Source organism: Amycolatopsis sp. GA6-003, from assembly GCF_046267895.1.
GTDB lineage: Bacteria > Actinomycetota > Actinomycetes > Mycobacteriales > Pseudonocardiaceae > Amycolatopsis.
The window spans coordinates 9,246,104-9,266,561 of the sequence record NZ_CP176499.1; the positions used below are offsets into that span (position 1 = coordinate 9,246,104).

13 protein-coding genes and 1 pseudogene are annotated in these 20,458 nt (G+C 71.2%); 10 read left to right on the forward strand and 4 right to left on the reverse strand.

The annotated features are described in order from the left end of the window. Positions 1-44 precede the first annotated feature (44 nt). The gene (locus F9C12_RS41740; RefSeq protein ID WP_409464139.1) at positions 45-1,022 is read right to left on the reverse strand and encodes a helix-turn-helix transcriptional regulator; all 978 of its coding nucleotides are present in this window, start codon (positions 1,020-1,022) and stop codon (positions 45-47) included. A 175-nt stretch (positions 1,023-1,197) separates the two neighbouring features. Between F9C12_RS41740 and glgX the strand changes: the two genes are divergently transcribed. From glgX to F9C12_RS41775, 7 genes and pseudogenes are all read left to right on the forward strand, one after another. Further along, positions 1,198-3,342, forward strand: a complete 2,145-nt coding sequence (gene glgX / locus F9C12_RS41745; RefSeq protein WP_409179818.1) for a glycogen debranching protein GlgX — start codon at positions 1,198-1,200, stop codon at positions 3,340-3,342. A 284-nt stretch (positions 3,343-3,626) separates the two neighbouring features. Further along, a complete protein-coding gene (locus F9C12_RS41750) occupies positions 3,627-5,606 on the forward strand; it encodes an alpha-1,4-glucan--maltose-1-phosphate maltosyltransferase (protein WP_409464140.1) in 1,980 nt (659 codons plus the stop codon). A 91-nt stretch (positions 5,607-5,697) separates the two neighbouring features. After that, complete coding sequence (gene treS, locus F9C12_RS41755; RefSeq protein ID WP_409179820.1) at positions 5,698-7,491, forward strand: maltose alpha-D-glucosyltransferase; 1,794 nt, start codon at positions 5,698-5,700, stop codon at positions 7,489-7,491. A 1-nt stretch (position 7,492) separates the two neighbouring features. Then, positions 7,493-8,896, forward strand: coding sequence for a maltokinase N-terminal cap-like domain-containing protein (locus F9C12_RS41760; RefSeq protein WP_409464141.1), 1,404 nt, complete (start codon positions 7,493-7,495; stop codon positions 8,894-8,896). Between the two features lie 4 nt (positions 8,897-8,900). Continuing rightward, positions 8,901-11,108: a 1,4-alpha-glucan branching protein GlgB gene (glgB, locus tag F9C12_RS41765; RefSeq protein WP_409464142.1), complete on the forward strand. Its 2,208-nt coding sequence runs from the start codon at positions 8,901-8,903 to the stop codon at positions 11,106-11,108. 274 nt (positions 11,109-11,382) lie between these two features. Then, a pseudogene (locus F9C12_RS41770) lies at positions 11,383-12,204 on the forward strand (family 16 glycosylhydrolase); the annotation flags it as partial. A gap of 204 nt (positions 12,205-12,408) precedes the next feature. Then, positions 12,409-13,758, forward strand: a complete 1,350-nt coding sequence (locus F9C12_RS41775) for a S1C family serine protease (RefSeq protein WP_409464143.1) — start codon at positions 12,409-12,411, stop codon at positions 13,756-13,758. 12 nt (positions 13,759-13,770) lie between these two features. On the opposite strand, the gene F9C12_RS41780 is transcribed toward F9C12_RS41775, so the two are convergent. Beyond that, entirely contained in the window at positions 13,771-14,592 is an 822-nt protein-coding gene (locus F9C12_RS41780) for an oxidoreductase (protein WP_409464144.1), read from the reverse strand. A 70-nt stretch (positions 14,593-14,662) separates the two neighbouring features. Between F9C12_RS41780 and F9C12_RS41785 the strand changes: the two genes are divergently transcribed. Further along, positions 14,663-15,196, forward strand: a complete 534-nt coding sequence (locus F9C12_RS41785) for a MarR family winged helix-turn-helix transcriptional regulator (protein WP_409464145.1) — start codon at positions 14,663-14,665, stop codon at positions 15,194-15,196. 64 nt (positions 15,197-15,260) lie between these two features. After that, positions 15,261-15,821, forward strand: a complete 561-nt coding sequence (locus F9C12_RS41790; RefSeq protein ID WP_409464146.1) for a cysteine hydrolase family protein — start codon at positions 15,261-15,263, stop codon at positions 15,819-15,821. A gap of 542 nt (positions 15,822-16,363) precedes the next feature. Here the strand turns inward: F9C12_RS41790 and F9C12_RS41795 are convergent. Next, positions 16,364-17,848 (reverse strand): hypothetical protein, encoded by a 1,485-nt coding sequence (locus F9C12_RS41795; protein ID WP_409464147.1) that lies wholly within the window; start codon positions 17,846-17,848, stop codon positions 16,364-16,366. Positions 17,849-17,977: 129 nt separating this feature from the next. After that, complete coding sequence (locus F9C12_RS41800) at positions 17,978-18,586, reverse strand: TetR/AcrR family transcriptional regulator (RefSeq protein WP_409464148.1); 609 nt, start codon at positions 18,584-18,586, stop codon at positions 17,978-17,980. Positions 18,587-19,320: 734 nt separating this feature from the next. On the opposite strand from F9C12_RS41800, the gene F9C12_RS41805 reads away from it, so the two are divergent. After that, positions 19,321-20,457 (forward strand): acyltransferase family protein, encoded by a 1,137-nt coding sequence (locus tag F9C12_RS41805; protein WP_409464149.1) that lies wholly within the window; start codon positions 19,321-19,323, stop codon positions 20,455-20,457. Position 20,458: the final 1 nt, after the last annotated feature.

A 20,458-nucleotide genomic window follows, 5' to 3' on the forward strand; every position in this document is an offset into this window, starting at 1 on the left:
GGGGCAGTCACGGGTGTTGCCCGCGGAGTCGTTCGTCTTGCTCGCTACCCGCTGACCTCGGCATACCGGCGGAGCATCGACGTCAACGCCTCGGCCAGCCGGTCCCGAAGCTCTTGCGGCGCAACCACTTCCGCCAGCGGACCGAGCCGCAAGAGATCGTGCACGGCCTGCTCGGGCTGCTCGATCGGCACGACCACCCGGGTCCAGCCGTCCGCCTCGACCACCCCGCTCGCAGCCGCGCGAGCAATCGCTGGTTCAGCGAGCTGAGGCAAAAGTCGAACCCCCTCCGGCGACAGCCGCAGCACCGCCTCGCCCCGGTGCCGCCGGGCGTCGAAATCCTCCAGGTAATCCGACCAGTACCGGCCCAGCTCGAACGACTCGGCCCGCTCGAAGGGCTCGTCCAGCAGCACCGCCTCGACGATCCGCGCCACCCGGTAAGTCCGGAACTCCCCGGAGCGCCGGGCGACCAGATACCACTGCCCGGCCTTCAGCACCACCCCGTGCGGCTCGACGGTCCGGCTCGCTTCGTGGGGCGCGGCCCACCGCCGATACCGGATCCGGACCCGCCGCTGCTGCCACACCGCGTCCGAGACCGTCGGCAGCTGCGGCGTGGCCTCCGGGCCGTGGTACCAGGACGCCGCGTCCAGATGGAACCGCTCGCGCACCCGGTCCGCGTGGGTGCGCAGTTCGGCGGGCAGCGCGGCCAGCAGCTTGCGCTCGGCGTTCGCCGCGACCGGCCCGAGGCCGAGGCCGGAAGCCGCGGCGGGCAGGCCGGCGAGGAAGAGCGCCTCGGCCTCTTGCCTGGTCAGGCCGGTCAGCTGGGTGCGGTACCCGTCGACCAGCCGGTATCCGCCGTCGTGCCCGGATTCGCCGTACACCGGGATCCCGGCGGCGCTCAACGCCTCGATGTCGCGGTAGACGGTGCGCGGCGAGACCTCCAGCTCGGCCGCCAGCTCGTCGGCGGTCCGCGGCTGGCGGGCCTGCAGCAGCATCAGGAGGGAAACGAGCCGGCTCGCGCGCATGCGGCCCAGCATGCCCGGCCGCACCGACAAAAACCGGCAAAACCTGCCCGGAACCGGCACGCCCGGCCGCGACCCCTACCGGCGCGGTCATCGGCCCTGGTCATCACCCCTGCTTCGGGCAAGTTCAGCCAAGCGCCGGAGCCCGCCGCCGCTTCGGGTTTGAAAAGATCGGCGCATGGCACAACGACCCGCATCCGACAACCAGGTCCTCGCCGGACGTCCCTTTCCGCTCGGCGCCCACCCGGAGGCGGGCGGCGTCCGGTTCGCGGTGACCTCCGCGGTCGCCGACGCGGTCGAGGTGTGCCTCATCGGCGACGACGGCTCCGAGCGCCGGATCGAACTGACCGAGCGCACTTTCGGCGTCTGGCACGGCCTCGTCCCGGGCGTCACGGTCGGTCAGCGCTACGGCTACCGCGTGCACGGTCCGTACGACCCGGCGCACGGCTACCGCTGCAATCCGGCCAAGCTGCTCGTCGACCCGTACGCGCGCCGGATCGACGGGAAGCTCGCCAGCCTGCACGCCGCGCAGGGCTTCACCGGCGACCCCGAGCGCGGCCCGATGTCCACAGTGGACTCGCTGGGCGCGGTGCCGCTGTCGGTCGTCACCTCGCCGGGCGGGCAGGACACCGGGGTCAAGCCCGAGGTGCCGTTCGAGGAGTCGGTGATCTGCGAACTGCACGTGAAGGGGTACACCCAGCAGCATCCGTTCATCCCGGAGGCGCTGCGCGGCACCTACCTCGGCCTCGCGCATCCGGTCGCCATCGAGCACCTGACCCGGCTCGGCGTGACGACCGTCGAACTGCTGCCGGTGCACGCGTTCGCCGACGAGCCCGCGCTGATCCGCTCCGGACGGCACAACTACTGGGGCTACTCGCCGCTGGGCTACTTCGCGCCGCACGCCGGGTACGCCAGCGAACCGGGCCGCGAGGTCGAGGAATTCCGCACGATGGTCGCCGCCCTGCACGCGGCCGGCATCGAGGTGCTGCTCGACGTCGTCTTCAACCACACCTGCGAAGGCGGCCCGGACGGCCCGACGCTCTCGCTGCGCGGCCTCGACGCCCCGGCGTACTACCTGCACACCCGCCGCGGCCACATGGCCGACCTCACCGGCTGCGGCAACACCCTCGACGCCGGTTCGCCCACGGTCGTCCGGCTGGTCACCGATTCGCTGCGGTACTGGACGCAGGAGATGGGCGTCGACGGGTTCCGCTTCGACCTGGCGAGCACGCTCGGCCGCCCGCGCGGGGAGATGTTCGACCGCGAGTCGACGATGCTCACCGCGATCACCACCGACCCGGTGCTGTCGCGCTGCAAGCTGATCGCCGAACCGTGGGACGCGACCGGCGAGGGCTACCGCGTCGGCGACTTCGGCGCGCAGTGGGCCGAGTGGAACGGCCGCTACCGCGACACCGTCCGCGATTTCTGGCGCGGCGCGACCGGCGTGCGCGATCTCGCGTACCGGCTGTCCGGCTCCTCGGACCTGTACGACCACAACCTGCGCCGGCCGTGGCAGTCGATCAACTTCGTCACCGCGCACGACGGCTTCACGCTGCGGGACCTGGTGTCCTACAACGAAAAGCACAACGAGGCCAACGGCGAGGACAACCGCGACGGCACCAACGACAACCGGTCGTGGAACCACGGCGCGGAGGGCGAGACCGACGACGCGGCGATCGTCGCGCTGCGCACCCGCCAGGCGCGCAACCTGTTCGCGACGCTGCTGCTGTCCACCGGCACGCCGATGTTCACCGCGGGCGACGAGATGTGGCGGACGCAGTACGGCAACAACAACGCCTATTGCCTCGACGACGAAACGTCGTGGATCGACTGGACCCCGACCGAGCTGTCCGAGCCGATGCTCGACTTCGCCCGCCGCGTGGTCCGGCTGCGCGCGCACAGCCCGGCGCTGCGGCAGCCGGAGTTCTTCGAGGGCCGCACGACGGTCACCGGCAAGCCCGACCTCGTCTGGTTCCGCCCGGACGGCGAGGAGTTCGACGAGATCGACTGGTTCGACGAGGACCGCCGCACGCTCTGCATGTGGATCGACGGGTCGAACAGCCAGGCGCGCAACCGCGAGGGCGCGCTCGTCACCGACCATTCGTGGCTGCTGGTGCTGCACGCGGGCGCGGAGCCGGCGGAGATCGTGCTGCCCGGCCCGGAGTACGGCGAGACCTTCAAGCCCACTTTGGACACCAGCACCGCCGACGGCACCCCGGCCCGTCCCGGCGTGCTCGAGCCGAAGTCGCGGATCACGGTCGAGGCGCGGTCGCTGCTGCTGCTGCGCGCGCCGCGGGACACGGTGGAGATCCCGCAGCCGTAAGAAACGGCAGCGGGCATTCCGTCCGGGGATACCCGCTGATACTCCCGGGTAATCACCGGAACGCGCCGCCGATTGTTAACTCTATTCGGCGCGCGTGTTGCGGGCGGGAGACGGGAATCCGACGGACAGTTCCGCCGAATGGGCGCGTTTCGCCCGACCGGGTGGCGGGAATTGCAGAAAAAGGCCCCGCTGTCAACGGCTTTGGAGGAATCAGGCACACTGGCCGTGCTCGCGCGAACGCACTCCGACCACCTTCCCACCCACCGTGAAAAAGGGGCATCGCCATGACCGGCAGGCTCGGGATCGACGACGTCGCACTCATGGTCAGCTGCGGCCGGTATCCGGCCAAAGCCGTTGCAGGCGAACATTTCCCCGTCACCGCCACGGTCTGGCGGGAGGGCCACGACGCGGTCGCCGCGACGGTCGCCTGGCGCGGCCCCGGCGACCGGGCCGCGCGCCAGACGCGGATGGCCGAGCAGGGCCGCGGGCTCGACCGGTTCGCCGCGGTGATCGTCCCCGACGCCGAGGGCATGTGGACCTATCGGGTGGACGCGTGGAGCGATCCGTGGGCCACCTGGGAGCACGCGGTCGAGGTGAAGATCGCCGCCGGGCAGGGGCCGGGGGAGCTGGCGAACGACCTGGAGACCGGCGCGCGGCTGCTCGACCGCGTGTCGCGCCGCCCGGAGCGCCGGGCCGAGCGCCCGCTGCTCGCCGGGGCCGCGGCCGCGCTGCGCGACGACGAACGCGATCTCGCCGAGCGCGTCGGCCCGGCGCTCTCGCCCGAGGTCCGCCAGCTCATGCACGACTTCCCGGTGCGCGAGCTGATCACCAAGGGCCGCGTGCTGAAGCTGTGGGTCGACCGCAAACGCGCCGCTTTCGGTTCCTGGTACGAATTCTTCCCCCGGTCCACCGGAGGCGTCGACGCGCAGGGCCGCCCGGTGCACGGCACCTTCGCCACCGCCGAACGCGAGCTGGACCGCGTCGCGGGCATGGGTTTCGACGTCGTCTACCTGCCGCCGATCCACCCCATCGGCCGGGTGAACCGCAAGGGCCCCAACAACACTCTGCACGCGACGCCGGACGACGTCGGCTCGCCGTGGGCGATCGGCGCGGACGAGGGCGGGCACGACGCGATCCACCCGGAGCTGGGCACGATCGAGGATTTCGACTCGTTCGTGGCGCGCGCGGGGGAACTCGGCCTCGAGGTCGCGCTCGACCTCGCGCTGCAGGCCGCGCCGGACCATCCGTGGGTGGTCAAGTACCCGGAGTTCTTCACCACCCGCCCGGACGGCACGATCGCCTACGCGGAGAACCCGCCGAAGAAGTACCAGGACATCTACCCGGTCAACTTCGACAACGACCCGCGCGGCATCTACGACGAGGTGCTGCGCGTCGTGCTGCACTGGGTGTCGCACGGGGTGCGGATCTTCCGGGTGGACAACCCGCACACCAAGCCGCCGGACTTCTGGGCGTGGCTGATCCAGTCGGTGAAGGACGCGCATCCGGACGTGCTGTTCCTCGCCGAGGCGTTCACCCGTCCGGCCCGGCTGTGGGGGCTGGCGAAGCTCGGCTTCACCCAGAGCTACACGTATTTCACCTGGCGCACCACGAAAGAAGAGCTGACCGAGTTCGGCACGGACCTCGTCGAGCACTGGGACCACGGCCGCCCCAACCTCTTCGTCAACACTCCGGACATCCTGCACGAATCGCTGCAGCACGGCGGTCCGGGCATGTTCGCGCTGCGCGCCGCGCTCGCCGCGACGATGTCGCCGACGTGGGGCGTGTACTCCGGCTACGAGCTGTTCGAATCCGAGGCGGTGCGGCCGGGCAGCGAGGAGTACCTCGACTCGGAGAAATACCAGCTGCGCCCGCGCGATTTCGCCCGCGCGCTCGCCGAGGGCCGTTCGCTCGAACCGTGGCTCACCCGGCTCAATGCCATCCGCCGCGCGCATCCGGCGCTGCAGGGCATGCGGTCGCTGCGCTTCCACCACATCGACAACGACGCGCTGCTCGCCTACTCCAAACAGGACCCGGCGACCGGCGACACGGTCGTCGCGGTGGTGAACCTCGACCCGCACAACGGGCAGGAGGGCACGCTCTGGCTCGACCTGCCCGCGCTCGGCTTCGACTGGCCCGAGCGGCTCATCGCGCACGACGAGGTCACCGGCGAGACGTGGGACTGGGGCCAGGCGAACTTCGTCCGGCTCGAACCGTGGCGGGCGGTGGCGCACATCGTGGCGCTGCGCCGCAGGCTCGCGGCCTGACGCCGCGGCGGCTTCGACCCGAGTGGTTATCCCGTGCCCGATCGGGTTAACCACAGTTCAGCACACGCGACTCACGACAAGGCGGGAACGGATGGACGAGGAGAGCCGGCCCGGCGCCGCGGCGGGACTGGCGGACGTGCCGCACACCGGGGAGGCGGTGACGGCGGACGGCCTGCTGGTCGAACCCCAGGCGGAGGACTTCGCGCACGCGCACGCGGCGCCGAAGGACCCGGAATGGTTCAAGAGCGCGGTGTTCTACGAGGTGCTGGTGCGCGCGTTCGCCGATTCGAACGGCGACGGCACCGGCGATCTGCGCGGCCTGGCGAGCAAGCTCGACTACCTCGAATGGCTCGGCGTGGACTGCCTGTGGCTGCCGCCGTTCTACGCCTCGCCGCTGCGCGACGGCGGCTACGACATCAGCGATTTCCGGGCCGTGCTCCCGGAATTCGGCAGCGTCGACGATTTCGTGTACCTGCTCGACGAGGCGCACCGGCGCGGCATCCGGGTGATCACCGACCTGGTGCTCAACCACACCTCCGACGCGCATCCGTGGTTCCAGCAGTCGCGCTCGGACCCGGACGGCCCGTACGGCGACTTCTACGTGTGGAGCGACGACGACTCCCGCTACGCCGACGCGCGGATCATCTTCGTCGACACCGAAACGTCGAACTGGACCTACGACCCGGTGCGCGGCCAGTTCTACTGGCACCGGTTCTTCTCCCACCAGCCGGACCTCAACTACGAGAACCCGGCCGTGCAGGAGGCGATGATCGACGTGCTGCGGTTCTGGCTCGACATCGGCATCGACGGGTTCCGCCTCGACGCCGTGCCCTACCTGTTCGAGCAGGAGGGCACCAACTGCGAGAACCTGCCGCGCACGCACGATTTCCTCAAGCGCTGCCGGAAAGTCGTCGACGACGAGTACCCCGGCCGGATCCTGCTGGCCGAGGCGAACCAGTGGCCGACCGACGTGGTCGAGTACTTCGGCGACGCGGAGTCCGGCGGCGACGAATGCCACATGGCCTTCCACTTCCCGCTGATGCCGCGGATCTTCATGGCGGTGCGCCGGGAGTCGCGGTTCCCGATCTCGGAGATCCTGCTGCAGACGCCGCAGATCCCGTCCGGCACGCAGTGGGGCATCTTCCTGCGCAACCACGACGAGCTGACGCTCGAGATGGTCAGCGACGAAGAGCGCGACTACATGTACTCCGAGTACGCCAAGGACCCGCGGATGAAGGCCAACATCGGCATCCGCCGCCGGCTGGCCCCGCTGCTGGACAACGACCGCAACCAGCAGGAGCTGTTCACCGCGCTGCTGCTGTCGCTGCCCGGGTCCCCGGTGCTGTACTACGGCGACGAGATCGGCATGGGCGACAACATCTGGCTCGGCGACCGCGACGCCGTCCGCACGCCGATGCAGTGGACCCCGGACCGCAACGCCGGGTTCTCCACCTGCGACCCCGGCCGGATCTACCTGCCGGTGATCATGGACCCGGTCTACGGGCACCAGGCGCTGAACGTCGAGGCGCAGGCCGACAACGCGGCGTCGCTGCTGAACTGGACGCGCCGGATGATCGAGGTGCGCAAGCAGCACCACGCGTTCGGGCAGGGCGATTTCACCGACCTCGGCGGCTCGAACCCGAGCGTGCTGGCCTACCAGCGCCGGTGGCTGCGCCCGGACGGCCGCGAGGACGTCGTGCTGTGCGTCAACAACCTGTCCCGTTTCCCGCAGCCGGTGGAACTGGACCTGTCCGCGCACCAGGGCGCGACGCCGGTCGAGCTGACCGGCGGGGTGCGCTTCCCGGACATCGGCGAGCTGCCGTACCTGCTCACGCTGCCCGGCCACGGGTTCTACTGGTTCCAGCTGCTCGAGCCGGAAGAATGAGGTGAGTCCGCTGTCGCACCACGGTCCCCCGCCGCACCTGCCCGAACCGTCCGGACTGGCCGGGGCGCTGGCCGCCCTGCTGCCGGGCTGGCTGCCCGCGCAGCGCTGGTTCGCGGGCAAGGACCGGCCGGTCGACGAGGTGCGCCCGGCCGGCCTCACCGTGCTGGCCGGCCCGGATCCGCTGCTGGTGCACGCGGTCGTCGACGTGGTGCAGGGCGACCGCACCGAGCCGTACCAGCTGCTGGTCGGCCGCCGCTCCGGGATCCCGGAGGTGGCGTCGTCCGCGCTGATCGGCGAGAGGTTCTACGAGGCGAGCGGCGACGCGGACCTCACCGCCGGGCTGCTGGACCGGATGGCGGCCGGCCAGACCGTGGGGACGCTGCACTTCGCCGCGGAGCCGGACGCGACGCTCGAGCCCGGGCTGCGCTCGCGGCCGATCACCTCGGAGCAGAGCAACACCTCGCTGGTGTACGGCGGGCAGTACATCCTCAAGCTGTTCCGCAAGCTCAGCCCGGGCCTGAACAAGGACCTGCTGCTGCACCGCGCGCTGCAGGAAGCCGGGTGCAAGCACGTGGCGCGCGTGGTCGGCTCGATCTCCGGCGAACTGCACGACGAGCCCGCGACGATGGGGATGCTGCAGGAGTTCCTGCCGGACGCGGTCGACGGCTGGGCGATGGCGACCACGAGCGTGCGGGACCTGCTGGCCGATCCGGACCGGCGCGCGGCCGAGGCGGGCGGCGACTTCGCCGGCGAGGCCGAACGGCTCGGCGCCGCGGTGGCCGAGGTGCACGCGGACCTCGCGACCGCGCTGGGCGCCGAGCCCGCCGACAGCGACGAGCTGGACCGCACGGTGCGCGCGATGACCGAACGCCTCGACCAGGTGTCCGAAGCGGTCCCGGAGCTGGCCGTGTACGCGCCCGCGCTGCGCGAAGTGTTCGAAGGCGTGCGCGCGCACGCGTCGTCGATCTCGCTGCAGTACATCCACGGAGATCTGCACTTGGGCCAGGTGCTGCGTACCGTCAACGGATGGCTGCTGCTGGACTTCGAGGGCGAACCGGCCGCCCCGGTCGCGGAACGGCACGCGCTGCGCTCGCCGCTGCGCGACGTCGCGGGCATGCTCAGGTCGTTCGACTACGCGGCGCACCAGCGGCTCGTCGGGCAGCCCGAGAACGCGGACGTGACCCGGCACGCGATGGAATGGGCCCGGCGCAACCGCGCCGCGTTCTGCGCCGGGTACGCGCGCGCCGGCGGCCCGGTCGGCGACCCGCAGGACCACGCGGACCTGCTCCGCGCCTTCGAACTGGACAAAGCGGTGTACGAGGTCGCCTACGAGCACGCGAACCGGCCGGACTGGCTGAGCGTGCCCCTGGCGGCGATCGCCCGCAGCACCGACGGAAGCGAGTGACCCCGTGAACGCTGTGCCCGCGGATCTGCCCTCGGCGGCGCCGTCTCCGCGCGACATCGACCGGCTGCTGGCCGGCGAGCACCACGACCCGCACGCGGTGCTCGGCGTGCACACCGACGGCGGCGACATCGTCGTGCGCGCCCTGCGCCCGGGCGCGACGTCGGTGTCGGTCGTCGCCGGCGAGCGCCGCGTCCCGCTGGAACGCGTGGCGGACGCGCTGTTCGCCGCGACGCTGCCGGACCACCCCGGCGACTACCGGATCGAAGTCGGCTACGACGACCGCACCGTCGTCACCGACGACCCGTACCGCTGGCTGCCGACGGTGGGGGAGCTGGACCAGCACCTCATCGGCGAAGGACGGCACGAGCGGCTGTGGGACGTGCTCGGCGCGCACGTGCGCCGGTACGACACCCCGAACGGCGTCGTCGAAGGCGTGTCCTTCGCGGTGTGGGCGCCGACCGCGCGCGGCGTGCGGGTGATCGGCGACTTCAACGGGTGGGAAGGCCGCGGCCACCCGATGCGCTCGCTCGGGTCGTCCGGCGTCTGGGAGCTGTTCGTGCCCGGCGTTTCCGCCGGCAGCTGCTACAAATTCCGCATCCTCGGCGCGGACGGGCACTGGCACGAGAAGGCCGACCCGATGGCGTTCGCCACCGAGGTGCCGCCGGCGACCGCGTCGAAGGTGGCCGAATCGTCGTATGCCTGGGGCGACGGCGAGTGGGTCGCCCGGCGCGAGGCGACCGATTGGGCGGACGCGCCGATGAGCGTGTACGAGGTGCACCTCGGCTCGTGGCGGCCCGGGCTCGGCTACCGCGAACTGGCCGACCAGCTGGCCGACTACGTCGAGGAAACCGGCTTCACGCACGTGGAGTTCCTGCCGGTGGCCGAGCATCCGTTCGGCGGGTCGTGGGGCTACCAGGTCACGTCGTACTACGCCCCGACGTCGCGGTTCGGGTCGCCGGACGACTTCCGGTACCTGGTCGACCATCTGCACCAGCGCGGCATCGGCGTGCTCGTGGACTGGGTGCCCGCGCACTTCCCGCGCGACATCTGGGCCCTGGCGCGGTTCGACGGCAGCCCGCTGTACGAGCACGAGGACCCGCGCCGCGGCGAGCAGCCAGACTGGGGCACGCTCGTGTTCAACTTCGGCCGCAACGAGGTGCGCAACTTCCTCGTCGCGAACGCGCTGTTCTGGCTCGAGGAGTTCCACCTCGACGGCCTGCGCGTGGACGCGGTCGCCTCGATGCTGTACCTCGACTACTCGCGCAAGGACGGGGAGTGGCTGCCGAACGAGTACGGCGGCCGGGAAAACCTCGACGCGGTACGGTTTCTGCAGGAGCTGAACGCGACTGTCTACAAGCGACACCCGGGCGTCGTGATGGTCGCCGAGGAGTCCACCGCGTGGCCCGGCGTCACCCGCCCGACGCATCTGGGCGGCCTGGGCTTCGGCTTCAAGTGGAACATGGGCTGGATGCACGACACGCTCCGCTACCTGCAGCACGAGCCGATCCACCGGGCGTACCACCACAACGAGATGACCTTCTCGCTCGTGTACGCGTGGAGCGAGAACTTCGTCCTGCCGCTCTCGCACGACGAAGTGGTGCACGGCAAGGGTTCGCTGTGGGAACGGATGCCCGGCGACGACTGGAACAAGGCCGCCGGGCTGCGCGCGCTGCTGGCGTTCATGTGGGCGCATCCGGGCAAGCAGCTGCTGTTCATGGGCGGCGAATTCGGGCAGCCGCGCGAATGGTCGGAGTCGCGGTCGCTGGACTGGCACCTGCTGGACACCCCGCTGCACCGCGGCGTGCGCGACCTGGTCCGGCAGCTGAACGCGATCTACCGGGACACCGCCGCGCTGTTCAGCGGCGACGTCCGGCCGGACGGCTTCCGCTGGATCGACGCGAACGACTCGGCCGGGAACGTGCTGAGCTTCCTGCGCCTGGGCGCGGACGGCTCGCGGCTGGCCTGCATCGCGAACTTCGCCGGAATCCCGCACCACGACTACCGCGTCGGCCTCCCGTCCGCCGGACGCTGGACCGAGGTGCTGAACACGGACGCGGAAGCCTTCGGCGGTTCGGGGGTCGGCAACCTGGGCGCGGTGGAGGCGACCGAGGAGCCGTGGCACGGGCAGCCCGCGTCGGCGGTGCTGCAGCTCCCGCCGAGCGGGGTGCTGTGGTTGCTGGAGGACCGCCCCGCCGCCGATCCCGAGGCGTGACCAGCGGCGGGTCGTGAGGGAACCCTGAGGGACTCAGAGTCCGCACGGGGTTCCCTCGCGGACGTCAGCAGGCCCGGTGACCGGACCGCTTGCCCGTCCGGCCATCCGGCGTTGCCCGGAATTCCCTTCGTCAGCACCCTCATCGAGCGCTGGTCGGAAAATGACCCACGCGCGGTCTTGCCGGTGAAGGCACTGGTCGGCATACTTTGTTGCCATCCACAACAAACCCGGGGTGGCGCCGCCAGGCCGCCCCTCGAGTGATTGAGGGATGACAATGACGTCCACCCGCACCTCCTCCCGGCGGCGGCTGCTCGCGCTTCCCGCGGCGCTCGCGCTCGCCGGCGCGGTCGCGCTGCCGCCCGCCGCGAACGCCGCCCCCGCCGCGCCGGCCGCCGGATTCTCCGACGACTTCGACGGCCCGGCCGGTTCTCCCGCCGACGGGAGCAAGTGGACCTACGAAACCGGCGACAACAACGGCAACAACCACGACCGGCAGTGGTACACCTCCGGCGCGGCGAACGGCGCGCTCGACGGCCAGGGCCATCTCGTGATCACCGCGAAGAAAGAGAACTCCGGCAACCCCTGCTGGTACGGCGCGTGCGAGTACACCTCGGCGAGGCTGAACACCTCCGGCAAGTTCAGCCAGGCGTACGGACACGTGGAAGTGCGGATGAAACTGCCGCGCGGGCAAGGGATGTGGCCGGCGTTCTGGATGCTCGGCGGCGGGCACTGGCCGGACGACGGCGAAATCGACGTCATCGAGAACATCGGCAAGGAGCCGAACACCGTGCACGGCACCATCCACGGCCCCGGCTACTCGGGCGCGGGCGGCATCGGCGCGCCGTTCACCGGCCCCGATTTCTCCGGCGATTTCCACACCTACGCCGTCGACTGGTCGCCGGAGAAGATCGTCTGGCTCGTCGACGGGCAGGCCTACCAGACCCGCACCCCGGCGGATCTCGACGGCAGGAAATGGGTGTACGACCACCCGTTCTTCCTGATCCTCAACCTCGCGGTGGGCGGCGACTGGCCGGGCGACCCGGACGGCAGCACGCAGTTCCCGCAACAGCTGGTGGTCGACTACGTGCACGTGAGCTGACCACCCTCGCCGCCGGAACCCCCGGCGGCGCGGAGAAGGCGCGGTCTCCGCGGGCCCCGTCCGGCTGTTTTCCCGAGCCGGGCGGGGCTTTTCCGCGCCGCCGTCCGGGTACACAGGTTCCGCACGGACCACGGCAAGGAAAATCTCAGGTGCCGGGTGTTTCCTGAGCTGGCGGAGGGACACGAGACGCGGGAGCGGAGCATGGACGAGCAGGAGCGCGGCGCGCACGAGCAGGGACAGCCCGGCTTTGGCGGACATCCGTATCCTCCGGGCGCGGGGCAGCCGTACCAGCAGGGCTGGGGGCACTGGGGCACTCCGCCGCCCGGTGCGTACGGTCCTCAGCTTTACCCGACCCAGCAGTTCGCGGCACCGCGGCGGCGTCGTCCGTTGCGGGCCGCGGCTCTCGCGGTCGGCGCGATCGCGTTGTCGCTCGCCGTCGGGCTCGGGGTGGGGCACTTCGTGTGGACGCCGTCCGCGCCGCCCGCGGTCTCCGGGAACCAGGACTTCGGCTCGATCGGCAACCAGACCGACCCGTCGAACACCGCGATCGACCCGCAGGCGATCGCGAAGAAGGTCAGCGCGGGCATCGTCAACATCACCACCGAGCTGGGCTACCAGGGCGCGGCCGCGGCGGGCACCGGCATCGTGCTCACCCCCGACGGCGAGGTGCTCACGAACAACCACGTCGTCGAAGGCGCGACCAGCGTCAAGGCCACCGACATCGGCGACGGCCGGACGTATTCTGCCTCCGTGCTCGGCTACGACCGCAGCCACGACGTCGCAGTGCTCAAGCTGGAGGGCGCGTCCGGGCTGGCGACGGAGACGCTCGGCGATTCGTCGGCGGTGAAGGTCGGGGACGCGGTCGTCGGGCTGGGCAACGCCGGCGGCGCCGGGGGAGCGCCCGTTCCGGCGGGCGGCCGGGTGACCGCGCTGAACCAGTCGATCACCGCGTCGGACGAATCGAACAACTCGTCCGAGAAACTGACTGGCCTGATCCAGGTGGACGCGAACATCCAGTCCGGCGATTCCGGGGGCCCGCTCGTGAACGCGCGGGGCCAGGTCGTCGGCGTGGACACCGCGGCGTCGGCCGGGTACCAGTTCGAGGGCGGCGGACGGCGCGGGCACGGCGGACTCGGCGACACCTCGCCAAGCTCCCCGGAGTCCAGCGGCCACGAGGGCTACGCGATCCCGATCAACCAGGCGATCTCGATCGCGCACCAGATCGTCGACGGCACCGGGTCCGACACTGTCCACATTGGAAAGAGCGCCTTCCTCGGCGTGACCGTCAGCGCGGCCGGGCCGCAGCAGGGCGGGACCGTTTCGGGCGCGGTGATCCAGCAGGTCGTCCCGGACGGCGCGGCCGCACAGGCCGGCTTGGCCGCGGGCGACGTGATCACCGCGGTGGACGGCAAAGCAGTCGATTCGCCCACCGCGCTGACCACCCTGATGGACCAGCACCACCCCGGCGACCAGGTGACGGTGACCGTGCTCGACCAGACCGGTCAGCAGCAGAACGTCACAGTCGTCCCTGCCGAAGGCCCGGTGGGCTGACGGCTGCGCCGTTCAGCCGTCCGGATAACGCGTGTCCAGCGAAACTTCCTCCCACGCCGCGAGATCGGCGAGCTGCTGCTCGAGCTTCGCCCGGATCCGCGTCACCGCCTCCGGCCCGAGCGGCAGCCGCAGCGGCGCGTCCGGAGTGTCGACCAGCTTGACAATGGCCTCGGCGGCCTTGACCGGATCGTTCGGCTGCGCGCCGTCCTGCGCGGAAAACTGCCGGCGCATCCGGCCCGCCGGGGTGTTCGCGTAGTCGGCGATGGGCTCGGAGAACGTCATCGACCTCCCGGCGAAGTCCGTCCGGAACGGCCCCGGTTCCACCAGGCTCACCCGGATTCCCAGCGGCGCGACCTCCCCGGCGAGCGCCTCGGACATCCCCTCCAGCGCGAACTTCGACGTCGCGTACAGCGCGTGCCCCGGGTTCCCGACGACTCCGCCCACCGACGACAACTGCACGATGTGCCCGCTGCGCTGCGCCCGCAGGTGCGGCAGCACCGCACGCGTGACGTTCAGGACGCCGAACACATTGGTCTCGAGCACCTGCCGCGCCTGCGCGTCGGTGAGTTCCTCGAGCGCTCCGACCAGCCCGTGCCCGGCGTTGTTGACCAGCACGTCGATCCGCCCGTACGCGCCGATCGCCGCGTTCACCGCCGCTTCCACCGATGCCGGATCGGTGACGTCCAGCCGGGCAGTGACCGTCTTCAAGTCTTGAAGCGCACGAGGGTCGCGAGCCGTGGCCACGACTTTCTCCCCGCGCGCCAGCACAGTGTGCGCGAGCACGCGGCCGAACCCGCTGCTCGCTCCGGTGATGAACCAGACGCGTCCGGACACGCGGACCTCCCCAGGGCCAGGTACCTTGATACTCAAACCAAACTACCTTGAGCATCGAGGGAGTGTCCAGTTGGACTCGACGGGAGCGGGCCTGCCCGAATGGCTGGCCGTGATGCCGGACGGCGTGGACGAGCGAGTGGAAGCGGCCCGGCAGCGAATCGGACGGCTGTCGCGGCAGTTCGAACAGGTGCTGCGCGACGTCGCGGCGGAATACGGCTTCAGCACAGGGGATTGGCAGGCCCTGTCGGCTCTCCACCGCTCCGGCCGCGCCGCCGTCCTCACCCCGAAGGAACTGGGCGACCGCCTGGGCGTCACCTCCGGAACCGTCACGGTCCGGATCGACCGCCTGGAGCGCGCAGGCCTGGTGGAACGCGTCGCCGCCTCCTCGGACGGCCGAAGCCGCCCCATCCGCCTCACCCGCAAAGGCCGCGCCCGCTGGGCCGCCGCGACCCGGAAACGCACCGAACGCGAACAGGCCCTGTTCAGGTCCGTGCTGAACGAGGACGACTTGGCGACCTTGAACGCGCTCCTGTCCCGCCTGCTGTCCCGTTTCGAGACGGAGTTCGGCCCGTCCTCCCCGCACGATGCCCTCCGCCCGGAATGACTTCGCCGGTTTTTGTCGGGGGTGGGCGCTAGCGTGAGCGGTACCTGACTGGAGGGAAGAACCGATGACCACTCTCAAAGACCGGCCGAACACCGCACTGCTGGTCGTCGACGTGCAGAACGGCGTCGTCACGGGCTCGCACGAGCGCGACAGCGTGGTGGCGAACGTGGCCGCGCTGGTGGAAAAAGCCCGCGAGGCCGAGGTCCCCGTCGTGTGGGTCCAGCACAGCGGCGACGGCTTGGCGAAGGGCAGCCCCGAATGGGAGCTGGTCCCGGAGCTGAAGCCCGCGCCCGCCGAACCCCTGGTGGAGAAGGAATACGGCGACTCCTTCGAAGACACCACCCTGGAGTCGGTACTCGCCGGGCTGGGCGTAGGACACCTGGTGGTGAGCGGAGCCCAGACGGACGCCTGCATTCGCTCCACCCTGCACGGAGCCTTCGCCCGAGGCTACGACGCGACCTTGGTGGGCGACGCCCACACGACCGAAGACCTCACCAACTGGGGCGCGCCGCCGCCGGAGCAGGTCATCGCGCACACGAACCTGTACTGGAACCACCAAACGGCCCCCGGCCGTACGGCGGGAACGGTGGCCACGAAGGAGGTGTCCTTCAAGGCTGGCGCGTGAGACCGTCGCTTGTCGCTTGTCGCTTGTCGCTGATCGCCGGTCGCTGGTCGCTTGCCGCCGGGAAGCCTGTCTTCGGAGCCGGACGATGCAGCGAGGAGTCGCGTGGTGCTAGCGCGGCATCGTGTCCCGGGGTCCGTCGCTGAGCGAGGGACCCCGGCGCAGCGGCTCGGGCGCAACTCTGCGGTCGCGGCGCTGTTGCAGGGTCCCTCCCCGGTGCCCGTCACCGGGGAGCGATCCGGCGCGGTGGTTTGGGCGGCATCAGGTGCAGCGGTGCGCGTCGCGATGCCAGTGCGGGATCATGGCTCGGCGTCCGTCGCTGGGCGAGCGAATCGGTGCGGCGGTTTGGGCGTAGCCCGACGATGCAGTGCGGGTCGCGGTGCCAGCGCGGGATCGCGACCCGGAGCCCGGCACCGGGGAGGGAGCCGGTGCAGCGGCTCGGGCGTAGCGAGCCGCCGTTCAGCCGAGCGCGGAGACCGGGCGATCGCCCGCCCGATCCAGCCGAGGCTTCGCCCGGACATCCGGTCCGCCGCACGTCCGCGTGTTCAGGACCGCGCCGGGCTGGGCTGGACGTAGACGGGTGTGTTCGACAGCGGGAGGCGCAGGGTCGCGTCCGAAACGGAGGCGGGCACGGTCGCGCCGAATACGTCCACCGCGTGGGCCGCCCCGTACGGCCACGGCCAGCTGATCCGCGTAGGAGGCGCATCCTCTCCGGTGAAGGCGTCCCGCCGCTCCCAGGCGATGGTCAGTGGCGGGCCGGGGGCGCGGTCCACGTCGAACACGCGTGCCTCGGGATGCCCGGGGAGGTCGCGGCGGCGCACCTCCCGCACTCCGTCCAGGCGAGCCGCCAGGCGTTGAAAGGCGTCCGCGGACGGGTATCGCTCGGTCAGTGCGCCGTCCGCGTAACCCATCAGGTTGTACTTGCCGAACAGCAGGTTGAGGACGTGGTCGGGTTTCCCTGCGACGTCGGGCGCGAGCGCGAAGCAACACACCCGCTCGACACCACTGGCCAAAGCGAGCACGGCACGAATGACGAGTTCGCGGCAGTTGACGCGGTGTCGTTTGCGCTCCAGCTCGGCCGAGCAGCCTTCCATGAACATCTGCGTCTGCGGCGGCAATTCGGCCATCCGGGCGTACAGCGCGCGCATCGTCGCGTGCTCGTCTTCGGTGTAGCGCGCCTGTTCGGCGGGGTCGGCAGCCTGGACGGAGGCGGCCAGGCTGTGCATCGCGCGCAGCACGTCCGGCATCACCTCGGCGTTCTCGGGGAACTGGGTGAACCCGGGGCCGTTGCACTCGCCGACGAAGATCGGGCGCTCGCAGCCGTGCGTCCGCATGGCGTTGCGGAATCGCTGGATCGTCGCCGGGATCGTCTCGGCGTCGTGGTAGAGGTGCAGGTCCAGGAGGTCGAACAGGTCCGCGCCGGCGCGCAGGAGGTGGTCGCTGAACGCGGCCCGCTCCTGTTCGAGGGCGGAGGCCTCGTAGTCGCCGTCGAGGAATCCGGCCAGCACGATCCGCGCCGCGGGGTCCGCGTCCTTGACCGCGCGGCGGAAGACCGCGAGCTGCGCGACGTACTCCGCGGCGGTCCCGGCCCAGAAGAACGGGCCGCTCATCTCGAACTCCATCTGCCAGTACCGGACCCGGCCTCGGCAGCGCTCGACCGCGGTGCGCACGAAGCGGTAATAGCTGTCCGGGTCGGTCGCGGGGGAGGAGGGGATGATCGAGCTGGGCGTGCGCGTCGCCCACGGAGAGCTGCTGGCCAGCATCACCCACGCCTCGTCGCCGGGTTCGAGCTGGCGGGCATAGGCGTCGAGCGCGTCCCAGCGGTACTGGCCCGGCGCGGGCTCCAGCTGCCCCCAGTACAGGAACAGCCTGGTCAGCCGCGCGCCCAGAGCGCGGGCCTGGGGCAGGAACACCTCCGCCCGGTGCGAGGCCAGCCGGTGCTCCATGCCGTAAACCTGGCCCCACACGACTCCGAACGGAGACCTGCCCCCGGCCACCACTCCGTCCCGTCGGCGGTCGTGGGCGGTCATCACGCGCCCCGCTGGAGGTCGTGGGTGGCCGTCACGCTGCCCCGCCGGTGGTCGCGGGGGCCGTCAGGCTGCCCCGCTGGAGGTTGCGGGCGGCCGTCACGCTGCCTCTCCGGAGGCCGCGGCCGGTCATCACGCCGCCCCGTCGGCGGTTGCGGGCGGCCGGAGCATCCGCAGAACGATCTCGGCGTCCGGGAACGCCGTCCGCTCGCTGTCCGCCGCCAGCCTGGCCAGCCCTTCGAGCATCGCGGCGATCGCGGCGGCCAGCTGGTCCGGGTCCCCGGCGGCGACCTCCCCGTCCCGCTGGCCTTCGACGATCAGCGTTCGCAGCAGGCCGGTGAAGTCCGCCCGGCGCGCCTGGGCTGAGGCCCGGAGGTCGTCGGCGGCTCCGTGCAGCACATGGTCCAGCAGCCGGAAGGTCTCGGGATCCGCCGCGCGCATCTCGACCATCTTCGTCACCAGCAGGAACAGCCGCTCGCCCGCCGTGGCCGGAACGTCCTGGACCCCCGCGAGTTCCGCCGCCCCTGCCTGCACGGCCTGGTCCGCGAGGTAGCGGTAGATCTCTTCCTTGGAGGCGAAATAGCGGTACGCCAGCCCCTGGCTCACACCCGCCGCCGCGGCGATGTCCGCCATCGTCGCCCGCGGGCCCCGTTCGGCGAAAACCGCCCGGCCCGCACGCAGGATGTTCTCCCGCTGCTGCTCGGTCCGGTCCGCCCGACGCGAGTTCGATGAATGAACCATTCATTCACTCTAGCACCCCACGAGGCCAGCGCGCGCTCCTCGAATACCCGGACGCAGCTGCCGGACCAGCTTGAGCGCTCAGCTCGCCGCAGCGCATCGGCCGGTTACTGCGAAGCGCAGCGCGCAGCCGGACGCAGGTGGAGCGCTTGGCTCGCCGTCGCGTGTTGGCCGGTCATTGCGGAGCGCGGCAGGCCCGGTCCAGTTGGAGGCTGGGCTCGCTGCAGCGCGTCGCCCAGTCACTGCGCAGCACGGCGCGCAGCCGGACCGGTTGGAGCGCTTGGCTCGCCGTCGCGCGTCGACCGGTCACTGCGAGGCGCGCAGCCGACCCCGTAGACCGCCCGCGAACGGTTCCCGCGGAATCCCGAGCCAGCGCGCAACCCGGCCGAGCGCCCCCGCGTCGGCGGCAAACGTGCCTGCAAGACCGATTCAGCCACGCCGCGAATCGCTACCTCTCGTCCGCGCAGCGGCACCAAGCAAGCATTCGTCCGTCACATCCAACGGGTGAATCCCGCTGGCCCCAACCTAAAACCTCTCGCTCACCGGAACCCGACAGCACCGCGCGGCAACACCTGCCCGGCGACCGTCGACCAACCGGTCCGGCGGAAACCCCTCTGCCACCACGGGTTTTCTCCATCCCGAGGCCGCGAACCCGCGCCCTGTACCGGAAATGCCCCTGCCGACACGCCCGAGGGTCCCTCCCCGTCGCGCGGACGGCACCAGTTACGGTGGCGCGCGTGTCCTCGTTCCGTCCGGTGAGCGTGTCTTCGGGGAACCGGCGGATCAGCTGGGACCTCGTGCGCGGTGGGTGCGTCGTGCTGGTGCTGCTGTACCACGCGACCTTCATGAGCGTCGTCGTGCATCCCGAGCTGGGGCCGCGGCGGTTCGTGTTCTCGCATCAGATCGGGGCGAGCCTGCTGCTGGTGATTTCCGCGTACTTCGCCGCCGTCACGATCGGGCGGGGGCCGCTCGGCCGGTACTGGTGGGGGCGGATCGCGCGGCTGCTGCCGCCGTTTCTCGCCGCGGTCGTGGCGATCTACTTCGCGCTGCGGTACCTGTCGCCGCCCGGCTGGTTCAGCCCGCGCTTCGGCGACCTCGCCGGCAACCTCCTGATGCTCTGGAACTGGAAACCCGCCGACTTCCCCTTCCTCGACGGCTCCCACTGGACGATTCCCCTCCAGCTCATGGCGTTCACCGTCGCCGCGCTGCTCTACCGCGGCAGCTGGGGCCACGGCCGCAAGTTCCGCGTCGTGATGTGGACTGCCCTGCTCGTTCCGCTCGCGCAGTGGCCGCTGCGCATCGCCGGGCCGCCCGAGTGGTACCGCGTCGTCGTGGACGGGTTCGGGTTCCATCGCTGGCACCTGTTCGTCGCGGGCATCGCGGTCCGGCTCTGGACGACAAAACGCGTTTCCACGGCGGAATTCGTCCTGCTGGAGGTCCTCTGCGTCGCCGCGCACGCCCTGCACGGCGCGGCCGTCACGCCGGGCGGCATCAAGGTCGAATGGGGTTCGACGCTCGGCATCGCGGCCGGGATCGCGGTGATCTCGCTCGCCGCGGCCGGCCCGGACTGGAACCGGTTCCTCCCGGCGTTCGCCCAGCGCGCGATCACCTGGTTCGCCGGCGTCTCCTACGGCGTTTTCCTGATCCACCAGGCGATCGGCTACCTCGTGCTGCACTGGCTGTCCGGCCTCGGCGCCGACCCGCTCCTGCAGACCGCCGGGATGATCGCCGCCGGCGTCCTCCTGGGCTGGGCCCTCACCCGGCTGGTCGAACGCCCCGCGCACCGTTTCCTCATGCGCGGCTACGACTCCTGGACCGCCCGCCGCCGCCGCGACGACGAACCCGCCCCGGTCGCCAGCGGCAAACCCGGCTGAC

What these genes read in the sequence shown, in the direction of transcription:
- F9C12_RS41740 (WP_409464139.1), bottom strand. Translation starts at nt 1,022, where the DNA reads ATGCGCGCGAGCCGGCTCGTTTCCCTCCTGATGCTGCTGCAGGCCCGC.
- glgX (WP_409179818.1), top strand. Translation starts at nt 1,198, where the DNA reads ATGGCACAACGACCCGCATCCGACAACCAGGTCCTCGCCGGACGTCCC.
- F9C12_RS41750 (WP_409464140.1), top strand. Translation starts at nt 3,627, where the DNA reads ATGACCGGCAGGCTCGGGATCGACGACGTCGCACTCATGGTCAGCTGC.
- treS (WP_409179820.1), top strand. Translation starts at nt 5,698, where the DNA reads ATGGACGAGGAGAGCCGGCCCGGCGCCGCGGCGGGACTGGCGGACGTG.
- F9C12_RS41775 (WP_409464143.1), top strand. Translation starts at nt 12,409, where the DNA reads ATGGACGAGCAGGAGCGCGGCGCGCACGAGCAGGGACAGCCCGGCTTT.
- F9C12_RS41790 (WP_409464146.1), top strand. Translation starts at nt 15,261, where the DNA reads ATGACCACTCTCAAAGACCGGCCGAACACCGCACTGCTGGTCGTCGAC.
- F9C12_RS41795 (WP_409464147.1), bottom strand. Translation starts at nt 17,848, where the DNA reads ATGACCGCCCACGACCGCCGACGGGACGGAGTGGTGGCCGGGGGCAGG.
- F9C12_RS41800 (WP_409464148.1), bottom strand. Translation starts at nt 18,586, where the DNA reads ATGGTTCATTCATCGAACTCGCGTCGGGCGGACCGGACCGAGCAGCAG.